Consider the following 17,641-nt stretch of genomic DNA (forward strand, 5'->3'; position numbering starts at 1 on the left):
GGCTTCGAGTCTGGAATTCCAATCACGTAAAATTCTATGATAACGTAATAGACTCCTTTTACCACTGGAGTGCAGGTGGCTCTGCAATTCTGATTGAGAAAACGACAGGTGTCGTTAACGATGTAGAAGTATACAATAACACCATTCATCACACTTATGGCCCTGGAATCTGGCTGATAGGTTACGGAGCGTCTTATCCCCAGGAAGAGGCACAGAATGTTCAGATTCACAATAATATCTTCTATAGCACTGGTACGAACCCAAGTATTGACTGGGTAGGAGGTATTGTAACAAGTGGATTTTATGATACTCTTATTGAGAATAATGTGTTTGATAATGTGTATCATGCAGCAATTATCCAGATGTATCCTTCTTCCACAAGCGCAGATAATTCCGTTGATCTTTCACCTCAAGGTACAGGATTCACAACAATCGTCCGCAATAACATAATAGTAAATACCCAGAATCGTACGAAAGACCCTGATGGAACAGGATATGGAGTGATCAATTACCTGCCTTCAACACATACCATTGTGATGGAAAATAACTGCCTCTACAATAATGTGGGAGGAAATTATAAAAATGCAAACTCAACCTCTGATATCTATGTAAATCCCCTCTTTGTAAACAGGAATAAACATGATTATCACCTGAAATCAGATTCTCCTTGTACTGGCGCAGGCTATACATTATCCAATTCTACAAAAAAACTAGAGGAGAATAGTAATCAGGTTAACATAGGAAGGTACAGTTAACACTTTAGGATTTACGCAAAAAATCAAAGATCGTTTCCTAAAAAATCCGTTAATTTGAACTGCTTTGAACTGGATAATTTTGCCTGCATGGGTTTCACATAGTCCCAGGACAGATGGTACTTTTCCATAAGAGATCTGAACACTCTGTAAAGTTCATTTTTATAGATTCTATCAGCTCCTCCTTTTGCATACATTTTGAGGTAAGGGTCTACAATTTCGGGAAATTCAAGTTCAAGTAAATTGAAAAAATGCTTTCTGGTCTCGCCCTTGAGGTAAAGAATGCTAGGAAGAACATAATCTAATTCACATTTGGCTGCAAGAGAAAGAATTTGCTCTAGATTCTGAGGGCTATCGGTAAGAAAGGGAAGAATTGGCATCATATGAAGTCCGGTAACAGCTGCTGTATCTTTAAATGCCCTCAGGACTGAAAACCTTTTTTCAGGAGGCGAAGCCAGGGGTTCCAATTGAGCGCTTAAATTCTCATCCATTGTTGTAACCGTTACCGCGATATTTACATATGTGATCTCAGCAAGCTCTGTAAGAAGATCAAAATCTCGGATAATGAGGTCCGATTTTGTAGATATAGTAACCGGATTTTTGTACTCTATCATCAGAGCCAGAACTTTGCGCATCAGTCCATAATTTGCTTCTGCAGGCTGATAACTATCACATACCCCACCTAGATTAATTACTTCCTTTCTCCAGCTTCTTGCTGCAAGTTGCTTTTCAAGTGCTTCGTCGATATTTGTTTTTACGCAGATTCTCTGAAAGAAGGTACAGTTCTTTTCCACTGGGGATTTTTTTCCTGGAAAAGAATTTACTTCTTTTTCCAAATAACGGTGAGAATACATTGCATAGCAATAGTGGCAACCGTGTTCACATCCCCTGTAAATATTCAAATCCCATGAGTATGGTAGCGCAAGTCTGCTCGTTACTTTTATTTTATTCAGGGCTTTTGTAACCTGGATTTCCTCAAACATCCAGAAATAGAATACGGCTGATAGCTATAATAAACTTAACAAAAAGAGTAGTAGCCCTGGATAAAATCAACCTTCTGTGCCTGAAAGTATCACTTAGTTTCTTGTAACTTGATAAGCAGTCGAATCTATATCTTTTAACATGTTGGGAGAAAAACAAAAAGATTCTGGCGCATTGAACCTGTTTTCCCCGTCTCCTATACTGAAAGGTTATATGTACGGGGCACAGGAAGCCCATGAAGCCAGAAACTCAAACAGGCTTTTAGCCATACGCCTTGAAACGAACAAATCTTGCAATCTCCGCTGCCGCTACTGCTATGCACAGAGTGGAGAGGATTCGGCAAAAATAGCCGATTTTAATAACCTCAAACGTATTATTTCGGAAGCAAAAGAACTCGGGATCAAGTCTGTTGTTGTGATCGGGGGGGGAGAGCCAACTTTGTATCCGGATTTCAGGGGTCTAATAGCCTACATCGATTCCCTGGGAATAATTCCCGTGCTTTTTTCGAATACGGTTTTGATGACAAAGGAACTTGCAGGTTTCCTATACGAACACAATGCCTCAGTAATGGGAAAGCTTGATTCCCTTAAGCCTGAAGTCCAAGATTACCTTGCAGGAAGAGAAGGGGCATCAGAACTGATCAATGAGGGACTTGAAAACCTTGTTAAAGCAGGATTTTCAAAACCAGCAGCGCCTGGAGAACTCCGTCTGGGAGTCTCTTTCGTCAGTAATAAAATGAATCTTGAAGAAATTGAGGAGATCTGGCATTTCTGCAGGCAAAACAATGTTTTTCCTAATATGGAAATTCTAACGCCGACAGGCAGGGCAAATGACGAACTTGAGGATAAGCTGCTGACTGCTGACGAGATAAAGGAATACAAATTAAAACTGCTGGAAATAGACCGAAGATATTACGGGTATGACTGGCTGCCCTACACACCAATTACTGCAAGCGGTTGCCTTCAGTACCTTTACAGCTTGTATATCAATATCGATGGAAATGTTCGGCCCTGCGCGCCTACGAAGCTTGACGAACATCCCGCGCTTAGAATTAAAGGGAAGTATCCCTACAACATAAATAAAATGAGCCTTCGGGAGATTTATGACTCCGATCTTTTCACATATGTTCGAAACATCGATAAAGTACTCGAAGGCAGGTGTGGTAACTGCGAACATCTGGAAGAGTGTATAGGCTGCCGTGGATACGCCTACAGTGTAGGAGTAAACAATGGTGTCGGCCCACTCGAAGCCCTCAGAATGGAGTGCCAGCAGTGTTTCAAATAAATGGTAGAAGGGGTAATAAACGGGACCTGAGTGATAAGCTGGAAGAAATGACAGGTAGCTGCTGTTGAATGATTCGTGGGTCAGGTGAGAAATTGAACAGGATAGGAAAAGTGAATTTTGGGTAGGTTTCGGAAAATAAGGAAAAAATAGTAATTACCGGTGAGAAGAGTCTAGAAGAAAAACTCTGTGAGTGCCTGAAAAACCATGAGCTACCTGATTATCTCCTTTACACAGGTGTCGGCGGAGCAAAAAACTGGCTGAAACTTGATGGGACTGAGACATTTCCTGTAGCCCGGCAGCTTAAAGGCATGCTGGAGAAAAATCTTGAATCAATAGTTCGATTTATTCCGACAGGCATGAATCTCGTAAGTATGGGGGTGGGAACCGGGGAAAAGGAGAGGATTTTCCTCGAAGCCCTCGTTAGAAAAAACCTGGCTGAAAATCAAGCTTCAGGAAAAGTGTCTATACGCTATTACCCTATCGATATAAACAGTGAATTTGTGGATCTCGCCCTTGAAAAGGTTAAAAACCTGCCTATCGAAAAGACAGGAATAGTTGGTTTCATAGAAGATATGGCAATTCTTAAAAAGAACTGGCGTCTGCCGGTTCTTTTTTGTATCTTGGGAAATACCTTTTGTAATTACGAGCCAGAATTCATTCTTCAGCTAGTCCGTGAAAATCTTGAGCAGGGAGACTTTTTTTTCTTTGATGCAAACCTGCTCCCTGCTGAAGACCAGGAAGCACAATCCGCAAGGAAATCCGTAATGGGGACATATGCGTCAAGAGAGAATGCCATCTTCAATATGTATCCTCTACTTCAGTACGGAATGGCCCCTGACGATTTCGATTTTGAACTCTTGCTTGCGCATGTGAACTCAAGTATAGGGGAAGTATGCCGAACCAGGAAAAGCGTGTATATTCTGAAGGATACTGAAATCACAATCGGGGCAGAAACCATAGGCTTCAGGGAAGGAGATGTCATCCGTATGGGTTTTACTTATAAATATACATATGACCAGATTACAGCTTTCCTGGAGATTTGTGGATTTGAGCTTCTCAAGGCCTTCCTTAGTGAAGACCGGGCAAATGTTATAATCCTTGCAAAAAAACGCATATGAGAGTGACATGGATAAAAAGGGAGGTTCAGAGTATGGGTTGCGAGATAGATGAACTGGATGGCGCCGAAAAAGCAGGGCAAGGTATCGCTTACGGGTGCGAGGAATTTGGAAGGCTGAAAAGCGTACTGATGCATACTCCTGGGGAAGAACTTTCTCTACTCAACGAATCGAACTATAAATACTGGCTATATGATAAGGTTCCTGAAATTTCCGGGTATATCAAAGAGCATAGAGGCTATCAGGAGCTGCTCGAATCAAACGGCGTCAGGATCTATGAACTTGAAGATTATGTGAACGACAATACAGCTCTAATGAAGAGGATGCCAAATCTTACTTTTCTGCATGATGTCGCAGCTATCTCCGAAAAAGGGGCTATTCTCTCAAGAATGCGCCCGCCTGCCAGAGAGAAAGAAGAAATTGTTGTAAAGGAAGCCCTGAAGAATCTGGGAATTCCTATTCTCAGCGAATTCAATGGAGGCCAGGGTTTTTTCGAGGGCTGCCTTCTGCTCTCAAAAGAAACGGTCTTTGTAGCTGACACTGAAAGGCATACTTACCCTTTTATAAGAAAATTTATTTCAAATATTCAAAACGAATTTAGTGAGGTTATTTACGTCCGGGTCCCGAAAGCCAGACGATACATGCATCCTGATACTGTTTTCAACAGAATAAGAGAAGACCTTGCCCTTGCTTATCTACCTGCCTTTGAGGAGACCTGCCTTTTTACGGAAGATTCAAGAGAAAAAATCGATTTTAAATCTTTCATGAGAGAAAAAGGAGTGGAAATTATTCCTGTTTCGGATTCTGAGCAACGTCGCCTAGCCTGTTCTTTTGTTCCTCTTGAAGGCGGGTCCATTTTTCATTACGATATTGCATTTGATCTGAAAACCAGGAAAAATCTTGAAAAGGAAGGCATTGAGATTATTCCTTTCCACCCGGATGCCCTTCTTGCAGGGGGAGGAAGTCTACGCTGCCATACTCTAAGACTTTGCAGAAGGAAAAATTAAGTCTCTACGGAAGAAACCGAAAAGAGCGGGAGAGGGGGTCAGAAAGACCCAGACTGAGAAAGAGCCAGATTGAGAATGAACCATAATGAAAAAAGGTCATACTGGGTTAAAAAATAAAATCAAGAATAATCGAGATTGAATAGATCACCAGTGAAACATGATATAGGAAAAGAGCAAGCAGTCCAGCTTTTTGACTTTTTTTCTAAGGAGTTTATAATTTGCAAACCCGAGCACCAAAAACCCTGACAGAAAGCCGTAAAATGCAATATCTCCAAGTTGTTTTAAAAAAAGGAATGCCGTGAAATAATGCACAAGCGTAAAACTCGATATCCAAAGTAAAGTTATTTCAGTGCCATAAAGTACAGGAATTGATTTTATTCCTCTGGCTCTGTCGTTTTCCGTATCAATGAAATCATTGACTGCAAGATGGGCAAGCGTCCAGGGATAAAAAAAGAGCAGGTAGAGCAGTACTAACATATCAGGTTGCCCATAGCAGAGATAGCCTGCTACCGGAAAAAGCGTAAAATCCATTCTTCCTGCAAGCTGGGCTATAGGGAAATTCTGTTTCTTTCTTTTAATCTGATAGAAATATTCAAGAATACAGGATGAAAGCATTGCGATGAATACGTAAAAGGAGTTCGGATAAGGTAATGTAAACATTAACAATCCCGTGAGCCCAGAAAAAAGCAAAAAAACTATCAGAGCAAAATTAGGGGAAATCCTTCCAGACGGAAGCGGGCGACTTTTGAAAGGTCTCCAGTAGGCTGTAAGGGAACCCTCTACATCAAGTCTGTCTTTTTTCCGGTCAACGAAATCGTTGAGCACAAGCCCGCCTTCAAACCCGAAAACCCCGATCAAAACGGCCTTGAAAGTAATTGGCCAGGAAAAGTCTCCATAATTCTCGAAAGCAAGTGCAAGGCCTGAAGAGAAAAGCAAAATCCAGACAGGAAAAAAGTGAGCTCTTGTCAGATCTATCAAGGCTTTTATGGTTTCTTTCGTGCCCCTTTCCCCCAAGTAATATAAAAGTAAGTTATATGTTTATACTTTTTGTAACGGGAATAAAGAAACTAACAGTATTTTACTCGGAAAATGATCAAAAATTGAGAAATTAAAAACTGAGAAAACAGGTTGGGAAAAAAGAAACTCCAGGATACCTTCTTGGCAACACTATTTTTTCCAACTCAGTATACTAGAATGACTCAGTATATGAAGTCTAGAATAATCGACACCGCGTAAATTACAAGAGTCCCATGGTAAACAGGCAGTATTTTCATTCCGGCATCTGGACTTTTTTCTTTCCACATGTAAAGATTTGACCCTGCAAGGAGTACAAAACCTGCAAGGAAACCATAAAAGGCAATATCCCCAAGATCTTTGAGGAAGAAAATAGCTGTAAAGAAGTGAAGGAGCGTAAAGCCTGTAATCCAGTACATGGCCCCTTTTGCGCCGTAAAGGACGGCTATAGCGTTCATGCCTCTTGCCCGGTCGTTTTTCAGGTCTATAAAATCGTTCAAGCCCAGATGCGCCATTGTCCAGGGATAGAGGAAAATAATATAGAGAAATATTGTCATGTCAGACTGCCCGTAGCAGAGATAGCCTGCCACCGGAAAGAGGGTTAAATCCGTCCTGCCAAGGAGTTGCGCGATAGGATACTTCTGGTTTCGTTTTTTAATCTGGTAAAAAGCCTCAATACCGTAAGAGTACAGCATTATCAAAAAGACATAGAGCGAATTCGGATAGGGAAGCGTGAAAATCAGAGCTGAAGCAATTCCTGCAAACAGGATAAACAGCAAGAAGGCGTTTTTTGAAGAGACCTTTCCTGACGGAATGGGCCGGCTTTTGAAAGGTCTCCAGTATCTGGTAAGTGTATTCTCAACGTCAAGCCTGTCCCTGTTTCTATCCACATAGTCATTAAGCACGAGTCCAGCTTCGAAACCAAAAAGGCCTATCAGAGCAGCTTTAATTATTAGCGGCCAGGAAAATCCGCCGGAATTAGCAAAAGCAAGCACTAACCCGGAACAGAAGACCAGGGGCCATGCTGGAAGAAAGTGAGCACGTATAAGGTCAAAGTAGGCTTTTAGGGTTTCTGTCATATTGTGGCCTCAATAACAATGGCGGTAAATAAGGAAAACTATTACATAAAAATTATGAAAATAAATTAAAATAACTATTAAAAAATAATTGTTTTAAATATATACAAATCCAAAACCTGAAATTTATTTTCACCCAAGGTAAAAATGAGAGGCTGCTATATGTAAAAATTCTATTTTTTACACCTGCCATTACAAAATCTTGCTCAAAAACGATTTCGTCCTTTCATTCTGAGCATTAAAAAAGACTTCCTTAGGTGTGCCTTTCTCAACTATGACACCGTCATCCATGAAGAGTACTCGGTCGCCTACCTCTCTGGCAAAACCCATTTCATGAGTTGCAACAATCATTGTCATACCTTCTTTTGCAAGATCTTTCATAACGTTTAAGACTTCGCCTACCATTTCTGGATCAAGGGCAGATGTAGGTTCATCAAAAAGCATAACCTTCGGGCGCATTGCAAGAGCTCGGGCGATTGCGGCCCTATGCTGCTGGCCTCTAAATAAGGAACTGGGATAGGCATCGGCTTTGTCTTCAAGCCCTACTTTTTTCAGGAGATCACGAGCACGATCGTAAGCGTTTTCTTAGAAAGCCCTCTAACTTTTATAGGGCAAGAGCCACATTTTTAAGGGCAGTCATGTGAGGGAAAAGATTGAACAGACTGGGGAATACGGCAATAGCGTGATGAAGATAGGAGGCTAAAAGAGACAAACTTAGACCTCAAATGTCATTTGTTTAATACAATATAAAATAAATAATTCATCTGTTATAATTATCTACTCTGATAATTATATTCTTCCAGAGGAATATGAAACACAAAAAGTCATAGGATTAGCTTCAATCGCCTTGAGTCTAGTTTTTATTAAAACTTAATTTAATAATTATCTATGTATTCTCAGACGACAGTAATAAAAAAAGAGAAGACAATCACGTTTAAATATTTCTAAAGATATTCAACTTATTTCTAATTATATTTAAAAACTAAAAATGTAGCCTTTTAAAAGGCTACTTGGATAATTCCTTTTTTACGCTGTTGCTGAATTAAACCGTTTATTCTTCTTCTGCATCTTCATCTGCAGCGTTTTCGTCAGTGACGTTTTCGTCAGTGACGTTTTCGTCAGCGACATCTTCGTCAGCGACATCTTCATCAGTGACGTTTTCGTCAGCGACGTCTTCGTCAGTGACGTTTTCGTCAGCGACATCTTCAGCTGCAATATCTTCAGTTGCGTTGTCGTCTTCAACGACTACTTCAGTTGCATTGTCTTCATCTGCAACTTCAGCTGCAGTTTCTTCTACTACAGCTTCATCTCCGGCTGCAGCTTCATCTGCTACTGGGGCTTCATCAGTCACTTCTTCTGCAGCTCCTTCTTCTGTTGTGTCAGCAGACTCAGCACAGCCAGCTGCAAAGACAACAGTAGCAATAATAAGGAGCATTGCCATAATCCTTAACATTTTTTTCATTAATAATACCTCTAAAGTTCTCTTCCTTTTTTACACCCAGCTCATACAAAATTATGAGATTTTCATATGAGATATTTATGCATGACCAGCCAATAACATTAAAACTTTTCGATTTGGTAAAAAACTAATACCGCAAGATTGGACATTTTTTTATGAAATATATTCAAATCAGAAAATTTTTTGAAATATCTGATTAATTATACTCCATATATACAGTCTTTTCCCAATATACCTGAAATAAATATTAGAAGGCGAATATATGCATAAAGGTTAAAATAGGAGAACCATTTTGCGGAGAAAAGTATTTAAATGGGATGTAATATCCCTCCGTTGAGTAAGCGCAAACCTGTAAACACTCGGTTTGGACAGAATCTTAAAGCGGTTTGAGGATAAAACACTGAAAAGTTACAGAACTCTCAAAGGCTGTGGGAAGGCTCAGAAGGAATTCAAAAAATCCCTGTTCATAAGTTATGCCAGACCTGTGGAAAGTGAAGCTGAGGCAAAAGCTTTCATAAGATATATAAAGGAATTACACCGCGATGCGAACCATAATGTTTCGGCTTATTTTATTAATGAAAATAACTCTTTTGCTCTAAAATACGATGATGACGGGGAGCCTGCGGGCAGCTCAGGAAAGCCTGTTTTTAAAGTACTCGAATCAAAAGAAATCCTGAACGTGGTTGTGGTCGTGACCCGGTATTTCGGGGGAACAAAACTGGGTTTCGGGGGACTCTCGAGAGCATACCGGGATACGGCACTTGCTGCTATTGAAGAGGCTGAAGTTATTGAAGTCTTCAATCAGGTCAGATTAAGAATACGTCTGAGATATGCGGAAAGCCAGAAAGTAAGAAACCTGATGGAAAAATACGCAGAAATTCAAGAGGAAACGTATATGGATACTGTAGAATTCATTCTTCTTGTAAGAGAGGAGCTTGAAGATGAGTTCACTAAAAGAATAAAAGACCAGACAAAAAATAATGTCGCGCTTGAAAGACTTTAACTTCCTCAATCAAGTTTGTACCCTGACCAGATTCTCCAGTAACTTAGCTGATAGGTGGAAAAATCTATGATATAAATTCAAAAAGGTGTAAGGTCACGAGTTCCAGCCCAGGGAAAGGAAAATAATCTGCAAATACACTTTACATCGAACCTACAGACACACTTATACCTTACAATTCGAGATCTCTTATGTGGTGCTCGTACTGTTCTTCCCAGGCCGGAGCAGTTATGCAGACCTACTTGAGATTTCCATGGAACCAGAACCTTTTTCCTGCAGGTACGACGACTACATCTTCGGCTCGAGCTTCAAACGCTCTGTCCTCAACTATCCAGACCCCACTGCCTTCAAGGATATAACAAATAAAATCCTTTTCTCATGCAGGAATTCCTCTATGTGCCCTTTCTGTGTTTCCTGATAGAGTACAGCGGCATTTCCTGACTCGGTTTTAGTGGTGTAGAGTCTTATCTTCATTACCTTTTCCTCAATTATTGCCGCGTCCTCAGGCTTGAAAATCACAGGCCTAGATTCGGGTAGAATCAGCGGAGCGTAATTCTGGAATGAAAACTATCTTCGGATGGATTAAGAAGGAGAATGTTTTTCTCAAATCCGCCTTTTTCCTGTTTTTTCCGCTGCCTTATTGCCTCAAGTTCCGCTTTTGAAGAACCTCTGAGTTCTGCTATTCTGTAAATTACCTCAAGCAGGTCGACAAGCTCCTCAAGCTCCTTGCTTTCAAGATATTCCTTCAGTTCCTCCTCGAGCTTATTTTCAAGCTCAGGAAGAAAACTGGAGTCTGAAAGCTCACGGATCATGCACTCCCTGCCTGAAAGTTTTAGAATTTCAGGTATAAGGTCCCTAACTGCTTTCGAATTATTTTCTGCCATAGTTTTACCCGGGTCACAGGAATTTTTAAGGTCAACTAGATCAGCCAACAACTGATTACCCCAAATAGAAAACTCTGGAGTTTCAAGCTTCATTCTATGACTTTTCCAGCAGGTATATAAATACTACAGGCATATCCGTCTCAAATGTTCCTGAAGGGCAAAAAGCCGCATCTTGCAGTAATTGCAGGCTGCATATTCTATGGCATGAACGGACTTTTCATAGATCGTATCCATGATATGGCCATAACTCCTATAATATTCTACAGGCTATTTTTTGGCTTGCTGTTTCTTTTTATCTATATAGCTGGCATGGGGAAAATCTCAGACCTGCGATTGAAGAAAAGAAAAGGAAGCCTTTTCCTGCAAGGTGTGCTTGTTGTCATGTGCATGCTGCTTTACTTTACTTGCCTAAAAATTACCTGTGTTTCTATTGCCATTCTGCTCCAGTACACAGCTCCTGTTTATGTAATGCTTGCCTCTCCCCTCATCCTGAAGGAGAAAATCGGAAAGGAAAGTATAATTGCCCTCTTTATAGCAGTTACAGGAGTATTCCTTATCGTAAGGCCAGATAGCCTTTCGGGCATTGAACTTACAGGCACCTATATTCTCGGCATTGCAGCTGGATTACTCTCAGGAGTGATCTTTGCAGCATTGATTATGAACGTAAAAATTCTGAAAGCAGAATACTCGGAGCTTGCTATCATTTTCTGGCCTATGGGAATCGCCCTTTTGCTGCTAAGCCCGTATGCACTCAAGACTTCTCCTGAGATTCTGTATAGCAACCTGAAAGTGCTTATCGCCTTTGGGATAGTATCAATAGGTTTTGGAGAAATATTTACGATACTTGGGTTTGCCAATCTCAAGGCCCAAACTGGGAGCCTTCTTGCTCTGATAGAACCTGTTAGCGGGGTATTTTTCGATATAACAGTACTGGGAGTTGGGCTCTCTTTCGATATGCTTGCAGGCTGTGCCCTTATACTGGCTTCTGCAGCATTCATAAGCTTTCGAGGTTCGGAAAATATAAAGGAAAGAGATCGAAAGAAAGCTCCTTTTTAAAGAGATTTACCGATTCTCTCAACGAAAATTCACTGTGAAAAGTAATTATCTCTTGCCCTGATTAGCGCTTTTATGTTCTCAAGTGGAGTATGAGGAGCAAGTCCGCATCCTGGAGCAAGAATATCAATTCCATCCTCAAGGCAGGCAGTAGCTTCAATCATAACTGCTTTAGGCCCTTTTGTCAGCAGGGTATCGGACGGAGAAACATTTCCTATAAGACGTACCCTATCGCCTGTAATCTCTTTTGCGAAACTTACACCTACTTTTTCTTCAATGCTTATTCCTTCAAATCCTGCATCTGCAAGTGGGTCAAGAACAGCGGTGGCATCGCCGCACATGTGAAGGACTTTCAGGCCTTTTACTTTCCTGCAGAATTTCCTGTAAAGTGGAAAGACTGATTCTTCGAACATTTGAGGGGAAATAATATCAGGTCCAGCTTCAGAATCTATAAGGGTTATGGCATGTGCGCCTCTTTCAAACAATCCATTGGCATATTCTATACAAGCATCAGTAAGAACTCCCATGAGTTCCTCAACAACTACAGGATTCGTCACAAACCACATAAGATAATTTCTCATTCCTGCAAGCATGGAGGCAAGTCCGGCAGGGCCTACGACCCCAGCAACCACAGGTACGTTTTCTCCTACGTTTTCATCCAAAATTTCAACTGCATCCAGCACTACCGAGGTCCGCCTACTCTCAAGAAGAGAGTCCGGAACCGTTATATTCTTTACATCTTTCTTGCTTTTACAGGGAAAATCCGTTACATAAGGCTGTATATCTATACTTCCTTCATCTACCGTGCACCCAAGCGTTTCTGCAAGCACGGTAGTATCAAAAGGACAGCGTACATTCTCGAATCCTGCAACCTCATACCCTGCAAGTGCAAGCATAGCCATCTTTTCGGCATTGTAATTTGCCTGGGGCCAGTATGCTTCAGTAATTTCCATTAATTCAACAGTGCCGGTCTGGGTTACCGAACAGACAGGAACAATATCTAAAGCCTCTCCTTTGAGTGTTTTTTCAAACCTCTCTTTCAGGGTAAATTTACTCATTTTTGTCACCAGAATGTAATTATCGGCTGAGTTAATGGTTTTAGGAGAATTTTTTGGTCTGATAGTATATGAAGCAAAGATATAAAAATATACAAATGAGAAAAGCGAAATAAATAATGGATTTGATGTAATGGATTTGATGTAATGGATTTGATATGAAAAATCCTGCTCTTGTCTTTAACTTGGGGTTTTTAAATATATATTTATTTTATTGGGAAGGATTTTCTCTCCAGTTTCCAGGAGGTACTGTAATTTCAAACGTCGCACCTGTTCCCTGAACTCCGGTTTCTTTAATCTCCATGCCTGTAATGGAAAGAATGCCTTTGACAAGGAAAAGTCCAAGCCCGGTATTTTTCCCTATGGATTTTTCAAAAATCAGCTCTTTCATTATAGGAGAAATTCCTATGCCATTGTCTTTTACTTCTATTACAAGATTATCAGCACTTCTGCGGGAGCTAACACTGATTTCAGTTACATGTTCTCCATGTGCTCTTGCATTGTCAAACAGGTTGTAAAAGGCTTTTTTAAGCAAAGGATCGGCATAGATTTCCACTGCGCTTTTCTCGATAGAAAACTTCAAGCTCTGGCCAGAGAAAGGAAAAGATGCTTCTCTTGCTGTATTACTCACGGATTGCCAGATTGGAGAAACTACTCCGAGTTCTTGGTAGTCTTTGGTGAAAACAATCTGGCTGTGGATTGTCTCAATACTTTTATTGAGATTTTTTAGATATTTCTCTATTCTAGGATCATTCTTGGTATTTTCTGGAAGAGTTTCGGAAATTAATTCAGTGTAACCGGAAAGTACATTCACCTGGTTAAGAATGTCATGCCTTGTAATATTGCTCATGAGGTTTATCTTCTTGTTAGCTTGTCTCAGAGCTTCTTGATGTCGATATGTTTCAGTAGTGTCATGTATCATCAGCAGCTTGCCTTCTGCATTATCTTTTGTCATAAGGGGGCTGACACTGAGAGTGAAGAATTTCGTTTCAAGCCCATTCTTCAAGGAAATTTCTTTGTTGAAATTGCCTTCATTAGCTTCACTCTGAGGAATTTCTACTTCATCCCCAAAAAGCTCATTTAAGTTTCTTCCTATAACTTCTTTTTTTGTTTTCCCTGCCAGTTCAAGTGCAGCCTTATTGATGTCCACGATGGAGTCTGCAAGGTCTACTACGATATATCCATCACTCATAGACTCAATTACATTTTCCCTTGCAATCGGAATAATATTGAGAAACTCGTGTTGCATGATGCCCCAGAAGAGAATCAACCCTGTAATTGTAAATGTAAACGGAGTTGGGTCAAGGAATGCAAAAGGACCTATATTTGCGATATGGAGAATATTCCCTATGACTGGAATGCAGACTGCTATGAGAGCGACTGCTGCCTGAGCTCTGTATGGTGCAGTTAGATGGACAAACTGATTGAAGAAGAAAAAAATACCGAGCAGAATTAAAATAAAAGAATATATATAAAATATCCAGAAAAAAGGCCCATGCATGACTACAAGAAGAGGAAAACCCTTTGACGTGTCAAGATAATAGTTTACAAAATACGTTTTATGAAGGCCATTTGTAAGCATTGAAAGGATTATAAGTAAAGGAAATATGAAAAAGGCTTTCTGATGCTTTCTTACAAATTCCTTATATACCCCTGAGTATTCAGCTGCAAATAGAAACCACGCTACTGGAGCAACAGCAATCCCAATATACTCTAGCCGGGCAAAGAAATATTTGAACTTAATGTCCGTAAGTCCGACTTCAAAGGCGTAATTAACGGACCAAAGAGACATACTTAACATAATAAGTACGAAATATTTTGAAAAATACATCCTGCGGTAATTAAAAGCTTTGTATGCTTTGATTGCAAGTAAAGTCGATATAAGCGCTGAAAATATTAATGCCCCCATGTAGGGAAATGCAGCGGTGTGAATTTGCAGGACGATAAGACTACCTTCCTTCTATGAATCAATATCAAATGAATCGGGAGGGCTAAGTAAACGAAATTAAAAAACATAAAATGTTGTAATTATTACGTAAAGCCCGAGTATATAAATATATGTATTAAGTAAGAAAGTATACGGAAGATTTTCGATACACAGGTTAAAACCGATTGCATTCGATGCAAAAGGAAAGTCAAGGACAAAAGAAGAATGGATAAATTAGATTCAAGAAAATAATCTTTAAATCCTCCTATATAATTATTTTTTGAAAATTTCAGCTCAATTAAGGTTAAAATCCTCTCAGGGCGACCCATTTTAAGAATTTTCGAGTATTAAGGAGGAATAACTCGCTTGATTCACTTCCAGACCCCCGCGGCATAGAGCTCTGAATTCATCCATTAAAGCAACAAAGGTGTCTTGGTATAACCTATTCTACCGGAAAACTAACTTTTCTACCCTGAGAGCACTTTTACCCCCTGAATTAGGGTGAGTCAAAATATATAAACTTATTGATATAAATCTAAATGTAAAATAATGTAAGATAGAAATGTAAAAGATTCTCGGCAAAATAAATTCACCGTTCTTTGAGCGAATAGAAGTAAATCCATTGTTCTTTAAGATATAAATTAAAAAGGGAGTCTCAGAATTCTCCACTACTTGGAGAGAAACTGAGCATTCCAGGCAGTCCCATATTAAATTTGGACTTTTCCGAGTTTGCAACTTCAAGAATCTGCTGCTTTATATAATACAGTGCGCTCAGAATGCTATCATTTTCTTCAGAATTCATATCTCCAGCATAGGGGTGGACATTTTCTTCAAGGGCATTCATCAGCTCCGGATCAAGGTCATTTACGAAATAAGTATCCAGAACTAGAAGGTTCGAAATCTGCTCGTAGAAAACTGTAAGTTCCCTTAGCCATTCTGGAACTCCGTAATCCCTTGCATACTTCTCCTTGTTAAGGAAGACAAGGTAACTGGAGACAGTATTTATGAGGTCTTCGGTTAGCCTGTTATCAGGAAACACTATTGGGAACCGCTTAATCACTGCAGGAGCTGTGTAGCTAGAGTACATCATTTCAGACTTACAGACTGAAGGAAAGAGCCTTGCAATCGAACTATTAAGCACTGCAGTAATATAGGCATACCTGCTAGGATCCTTGAGAACAATGCCACACCCGTTCTCAAATATATGATTCCCTGCAGCATCATATGCAGCTTGAAGATGATAGCCTTCAGTAGCAATAATCTTCGGAGTATTAAAGTATTCCAGAAATTTTCTGCCTTTAATACTATAGTCTGCAGTTTTAAGGGGGGAAGTATCATGACGGAACTTTCTTTTGAATTCCAGAATTCTCTCGTAAGCCATAGGGAATCTTGTCTTGAGTTCTTCGGGCGGAATTACCTTGTATTCTTTCTTTTTCCCCGGAGCGGATGATAATTCATAAGGCAGCATGAAACGGTAAGGTGAAGGGCGAAACGCAAATTTTTCGGAAAAGGCACCTGATACATAAGGATATACAAGCTCAGGTTCTAAAAATACAGGCCTACAGAGGCCTTCGCAAAGATAATACGAATCGGAACCGCCCTCCTCCGGAAGGGCAAGCCTGTGGAGTAGACTGTTTTGTGTGCTTATACCCCCAAAGATGCTCTTGGATATATCTCCAAGGGTAACCGGAATTTCACAGATTTGTTCTACAATTTTGTCTTGTTTAGCGAACATCTATTTTTCACTTCTGTAAAAGTACATTGAGAAACATATTCTCTTGTGCTTTTCATTTTCAGGACGTAATTCCTGGATGGATTATGTCAATTGTTTGACCACTCAAGAATCTCTGACTTCTTGACCCCTGTTAAAAACATCGAAGTCTTGCCTGAAATATAGGGTAGGATTAAATTACTTCGCAGAGAATAATACAATATCATAAGTATATAAATATAATCTCACTGATAATATATTATAAATATAAATCATGATAAATAAGAGTACTCAAGAAAAGAGATTCTCACATATATCATTATAATAATAAATGAAAATTAAGTAATTATGTCAGATGTTTTCTTATTTTTTAAATATAAAGCGTAAAATCTCTAAGACTTTAGCCGGGATGATATCAGAGTCAATGTCCCTTTGTTTCTTTGTTGTTAAGCTTTAAAGTTATTCCATCTTATATATGATTTCTTCTCAGAGAAACAAGTTAAAGTGAATCAACCAAGTTAAAGTTTCACCTGATGAATTCGGGATTGTATATTAAAAATCAGGAGGCTGGTAAGCCTTTAGCTTAACAGTTGTTCAAAAAAGTAAATACCGACCAAGATTTGATCGGCTTACATGATTTTTAATTTGATATAATGAAGCTTATAAAGTCCGGGCTGAGTCTTGTTTCTCTTACCAGCCTTTCAATGGTGTCTTCTTCGGAAAGCCCTTCTTCCTTTAATTCCTGTATGCGGTCAAAAACATGCTGGGATATTTCAGAATACTCATTGATGTCTTTTCTGTGACCCCATACATCGCCCTCAAGTAAAGCAATATTCTGCATGGAAAGATACATTTGTGCAGAACTGGAAATTGTTTTCTTATATGAGCTTGGGATGTGGATCGCTTTTACCTCTGGACACTTCAGGATGAGTTTAAAAATATCCTTGTTGGATGGTCTGAATGCAAGATGGACGATTTCCTCATCAAGTTTTAAAGTGTCTATCTCTTCTTTTGAACTTACAACTCTAATTTTCATTTTTATCACCGTTCATTTTTCCAGGTATTTTTAGCTTTTTAGAGCCTTTTAGGGTTTCTTTAGGGATGCTTTAATTTTTAGAATCTTCAGAGTCTCTTCAGAAGCTTTCCGGAATTATTTGGAGTTCTTTTAGAGTCTCTTCAGGGTTTCTTTAAGCTTCAGAATTTTTAGGAGTCTTTTTAGGATTTATAGGGTCTCCAGGACTCCTAACATTTTTATGTTTTTGGGATTTGTTTTAAGTTCTTTAATTTTTATATTTATTAGATTTACTTATTTATTTATTTATT

At 39.6% G+C, this 17,641-nt stretch carries 15 protein-coding genes and 2 pseudogenes; 7 read left to right on the forward strand and 10 right to left on the reverse strand.

Annotation, left to right across the window (positions count from 1 at the left end):
• A pseudogene (locus BP861_RS02830) lies at positions 1 to 755 on the forward strand (hypothetical protein); the annotation flags it as partial.
• Positions 756 to 778: 23 nt separating this feature from the next.
• On the opposite strand, the gene BP861_RS02835 reads toward BP861_RS02830, so the two are convergent.
• Positions 779 to 1,735 carry an SPL family radical SAM protein gene (locus BP861_RS02835; protein ID WP_292372384.1) on the reverse strand — a complete coding sequence of 319 codons (957 nt, stop codon included), beginning with the start codon at positions 1,733 to 1,735 and terminating at the stop codon, positions 779 to 781.
• A gap of 139 nt (positions 1,736 to 1,874) precedes the next feature.
• Between BP861_RS02835 and BP861_RS02840 the strand changes: the two genes are divergently transcribed.
• The 3 genes from BP861_RS02840 (at position 1,875) to BP861_RS02850 (ending at position 5,139) form a co-directional block, all read left to right on the forward strand.
• A complete protein-coding gene (locus BP861_RS02840) occupies positions 1,875 to 3,017 on the forward strand; it encodes a radical SAM protein (RefSeq protein WP_292372385.1) in 1,143 nt (380 codons plus the stop codon).
• A gap of 152 nt (positions 3,018 to 3,169) precedes the next feature.
• Positions 3,170 to 4,135, forward strand: a complete 966-nt coding sequence (locus tag BP861_RS02845; RefSeq protein WP_292372413.1) for an L-histidine N(alpha)-methyltransferase — start codon at positions 3,170 to 3,172, stop codon at positions 4,133 to 4,135.
• Positions 4,136 to 4,167: 32 nt separating this feature from the next.
• The gene (locus BP861_RS02850) at positions 4,168 to 5,139 is read left to right on the forward strand and encodes a dimethylarginine dimethylaminohydrolase family protein (protein ID WP_292372387.1); all 972 of its coding nucleotides are present in this window, start codon (positions 4,168 to 4,170) and stop codon (positions 5,137 to 5,139) included.
• A gap of 144 nt (positions 5,140 to 5,283) precedes the next feature.
• On the opposite strand, the gene BP861_RS02855 is transcribed toward BP861_RS02850, so the two are convergent.
• The 4 genes and pseudogenes from BP861_RS02855 to BP861_RS02875 form a co-directional block, all read right to left on the reverse strand.
• Positions 5,284 to 6,153, reverse strand: coding sequence for a UbiA family prenyltransferase (locus BP861_RS02855; protein WP_292372389.1), 870 nt, complete (start codon positions 6,151 to 6,153; stop codon positions 5,284 to 5,286).
• 185 nt (positions 6,154 to 6,338) lie between these two features.
• Complete coding sequence (locus BP861_RS02860; RefSeq protein ID WP_292372391.1) at positions 6,339 to 7,232, reverse strand: prenyltransferase; 894 nt, start codon at positions 7,230 to 7,232, stop codon at positions 6,339 to 6,341.
• Between the two features lie 189 nt (positions 7,233 to 7,421).
• A pseudogene (locus tag BP861_RS15970) lies at positions 7,422 to 7,887 on the reverse strand (amino acid ABC transporter ATP-binding protein); the annotation flags it as partial.
• A 393-nt stretch (positions 7,888 to 8,280) separates the two neighbouring features.
• Positions 8,281 to 8,691, reverse strand: coding sequence for a hypothetical protein (locus BP861_RS02875; protein WP_292372395.1), 411 nt, complete (start codon positions 8,689 to 8,691; stop codon positions 8,281 to 8,283).
• A gap of 361 nt (positions 8,692 to 9,052) precedes the next feature.
• Between BP861_RS02875 and BP861_RS02880 the strand changes: the two genes are divergently transcribed.
• Positions 9,053 to 9,691 (forward strand): IMPACT family protein, encoded by a 639-nt coding sequence (locus tag BP861_RS02880; protein WP_292372397.1) that lies wholly within the window; start codon positions 9,053 to 9,055, stop codon positions 9,689 to 9,691.
• 188 nt (positions 9,692 to 9,879) lie between these two features.
• Positions 9,880 to 10,047: a hypothetical protein gene (locus BP861_RS02885; RefSeq protein ID WP_292372399.1), complete on the forward strand. Its 168-nt coding sequence runs from the start codon at positions 9,880 to 9,882 to the stop codon at positions 10,045 to 10,047.
• A 180-nt stretch (positions 10,048 to 10,227) separates the two neighbouring features.
• Here the strand turns inward: BP861_RS02885 and BP861_RS02890 are convergent, their stop codons facing one another.
• Complete coding sequence (locus BP861_RS02890) at positions 10,228 to 10,620, reverse strand: phosphoribosyl-ATP pyrophosphohydrolase (RefSeq protein WP_292372401.1); 393 nt, start codon at positions 10,618 to 10,620, stop codon at positions 10,228 to 10,230.
• Between the two features lie 96 nt (positions 10,621 to 10,716).
• On the opposite strand from BP861_RS02890, the gene BP861_RS02895 reads away from it, so the two are divergent.
• A complete protein-coding gene (locus tag BP861_RS02895) occupies positions 10,717 to 11,628 on the forward strand; it encodes a DMT family transporter (RefSeq protein ID WP_292372403.1) in 912 nt (303 codons plus the stop codon).
• A gap of 29 nt (positions 11,629 to 11,657) precedes the next feature.
• Here the strand turns inward: BP861_RS02895 and mtaA are convergent, their stop codons facing one another.
• The 4 genes from mtaA to BP861_RS02915 all read right to left on the reverse strand — a co-directional run bounded on the left by mtaA (position 11,658) and on the right by BP861_RS02915 (position 17,354).
• On the reverse strand, positions 11,658 to 12,683 hold the full coding sequence (gene mtaA, locus BP861_RS02900; protein ID WP_292372405.1) for a methylcobamide:CoM methyltransferase MtaA: 1,026 nt from the start codon (positions 12,681 to 12,683) through the stop codon (positions 11,658 to 11,660).
• Between the two features lie 208 nt (positions 12,684 to 12,891).
• Positions 12,892 to 14,589, reverse strand: a complete 1,698-nt coding sequence (locus tag BP861_RS02905; protein ID WP_292372407.1) for a histidine kinase N-terminal 7TM domain-containing protein — start codon at positions 14,587 to 14,589, stop codon at positions 12,892 to 12,894.
• 673 nt (positions 14,590 to 15,262) lie between these two features.
• Positions 15,263 to 16,342, reverse strand: coding sequence for a hypothetical protein (locus BP861_RS02910; RefSeq protein WP_292372409.1), 1,080 nt, complete (start codon positions 16,340 to 16,342; stop codon positions 15,263 to 15,265).
• A 616-nt stretch (positions 16,343 to 16,958) separates the two neighbouring features.
• Positions 16,959 to 17,354, reverse strand: a complete 396-nt coding sequence (locus tag BP861_RS02915; RefSeq protein ID WP_292372411.1) for a DUF1699 family protein — start codon at positions 17,352 to 17,354, stop codon at positions 16,959 to 16,961.
• Between the last annotated feature and the right edge of the window lie 287 nt (positions 17,355 to 17,641).

Source organism: Methanosarcina sp. UBA411, from assembly GCF_002495725.1.
In the GTDB taxonomy this organism is placed as follows: domain Archaea; phylum Halobacteriota; class Methanosarcinia; order Methanosarcinales; family Methanosarcinaceae; genus Methanosarcina.

What these genes read in the sequence shown, in the direction of transcription:
- BP861_RS02835 (WP_292372384.1), bottom strand. Translation starts at nt 1,735, where the DNA reads ATGTTTGAGGAAATCCAGGTTACAAAAGCCCTGAATAAAATAAAAGTA.
- BP861_RS02840 (WP_292372385.1), top strand. Translation starts at nt 1,875, where the DNA reads ATGTTGGGAGAAAAACAAAAAGATTCTGGCGCATTGAACCTGTTTTCC.
- BP861_RS02850 (WP_292372387.1), top strand. Translation starts at nt 4,168, where the DNA reads ATGGGTTGCGAGATAGATGAACTGGATGGCGCCGAAAAAGCAGGGCAA.
- BP861_RS02860 (WP_292372391.1), bottom strand. Translation starts at nt 7,232, where the DNA reads ATGACAGAAACCCTAAAAGCCTACTTTGACCTTATACGTGCTCACTTT.
- BP861_RS02875 (WP_292372395.1), bottom strand. Translation starts at nt 8,691, where the DNA reads ATGAAAAAAATGTTAAGGATTATGGCAATGCTCCTTATTATTGCTACT.
- BP861_RS02885 (WP_292372399.1), top strand. Translation starts at nt 9,880, where the DNA reads ATGTGGTGCTCGTACTGTTCTTCCCAGGCCGGAGCAGTTATGCAGACC.
- BP861_RS02895 (WP_292372403.1), top strand. Translation starts at nt 10,717, where the DNA reads ATGTTCCTGAAGGGCAAAAAGCCGCATCTTGCAGTAATTGCAGGCTGC.
- mtaA (WP_292372405.1), bottom strand. Translation starts at nt 12,683, where the DNA reads ATGAGTAAATTTACCCTGAAAGAGAGGTTTGAAAAAACACTCAAAGGA.
- BP861_RS02905 (WP_292372407.1), bottom strand. Translation starts at nt 14,589, where the DNA reads ATGGGGGCATTAATATTTTCAGCGCTTATATCGACTTTACTTGCAATC.
- BP861_RS02910 (WP_292372409.1), bottom strand. Translation starts at nt 16,342, where the DNA reads ATGTTCGCTAAACAAGACAAAATTGTAGAACAAATCTGTGAAATTCCG.
- BP861_RS02915 (WP_292372411.1), bottom strand. Translation starts at nt 17,354, where the DNA reads ATGAAAATTAGAGTTGTAAGTTCAAAAGAAGAGATAGACACTTTAAAA.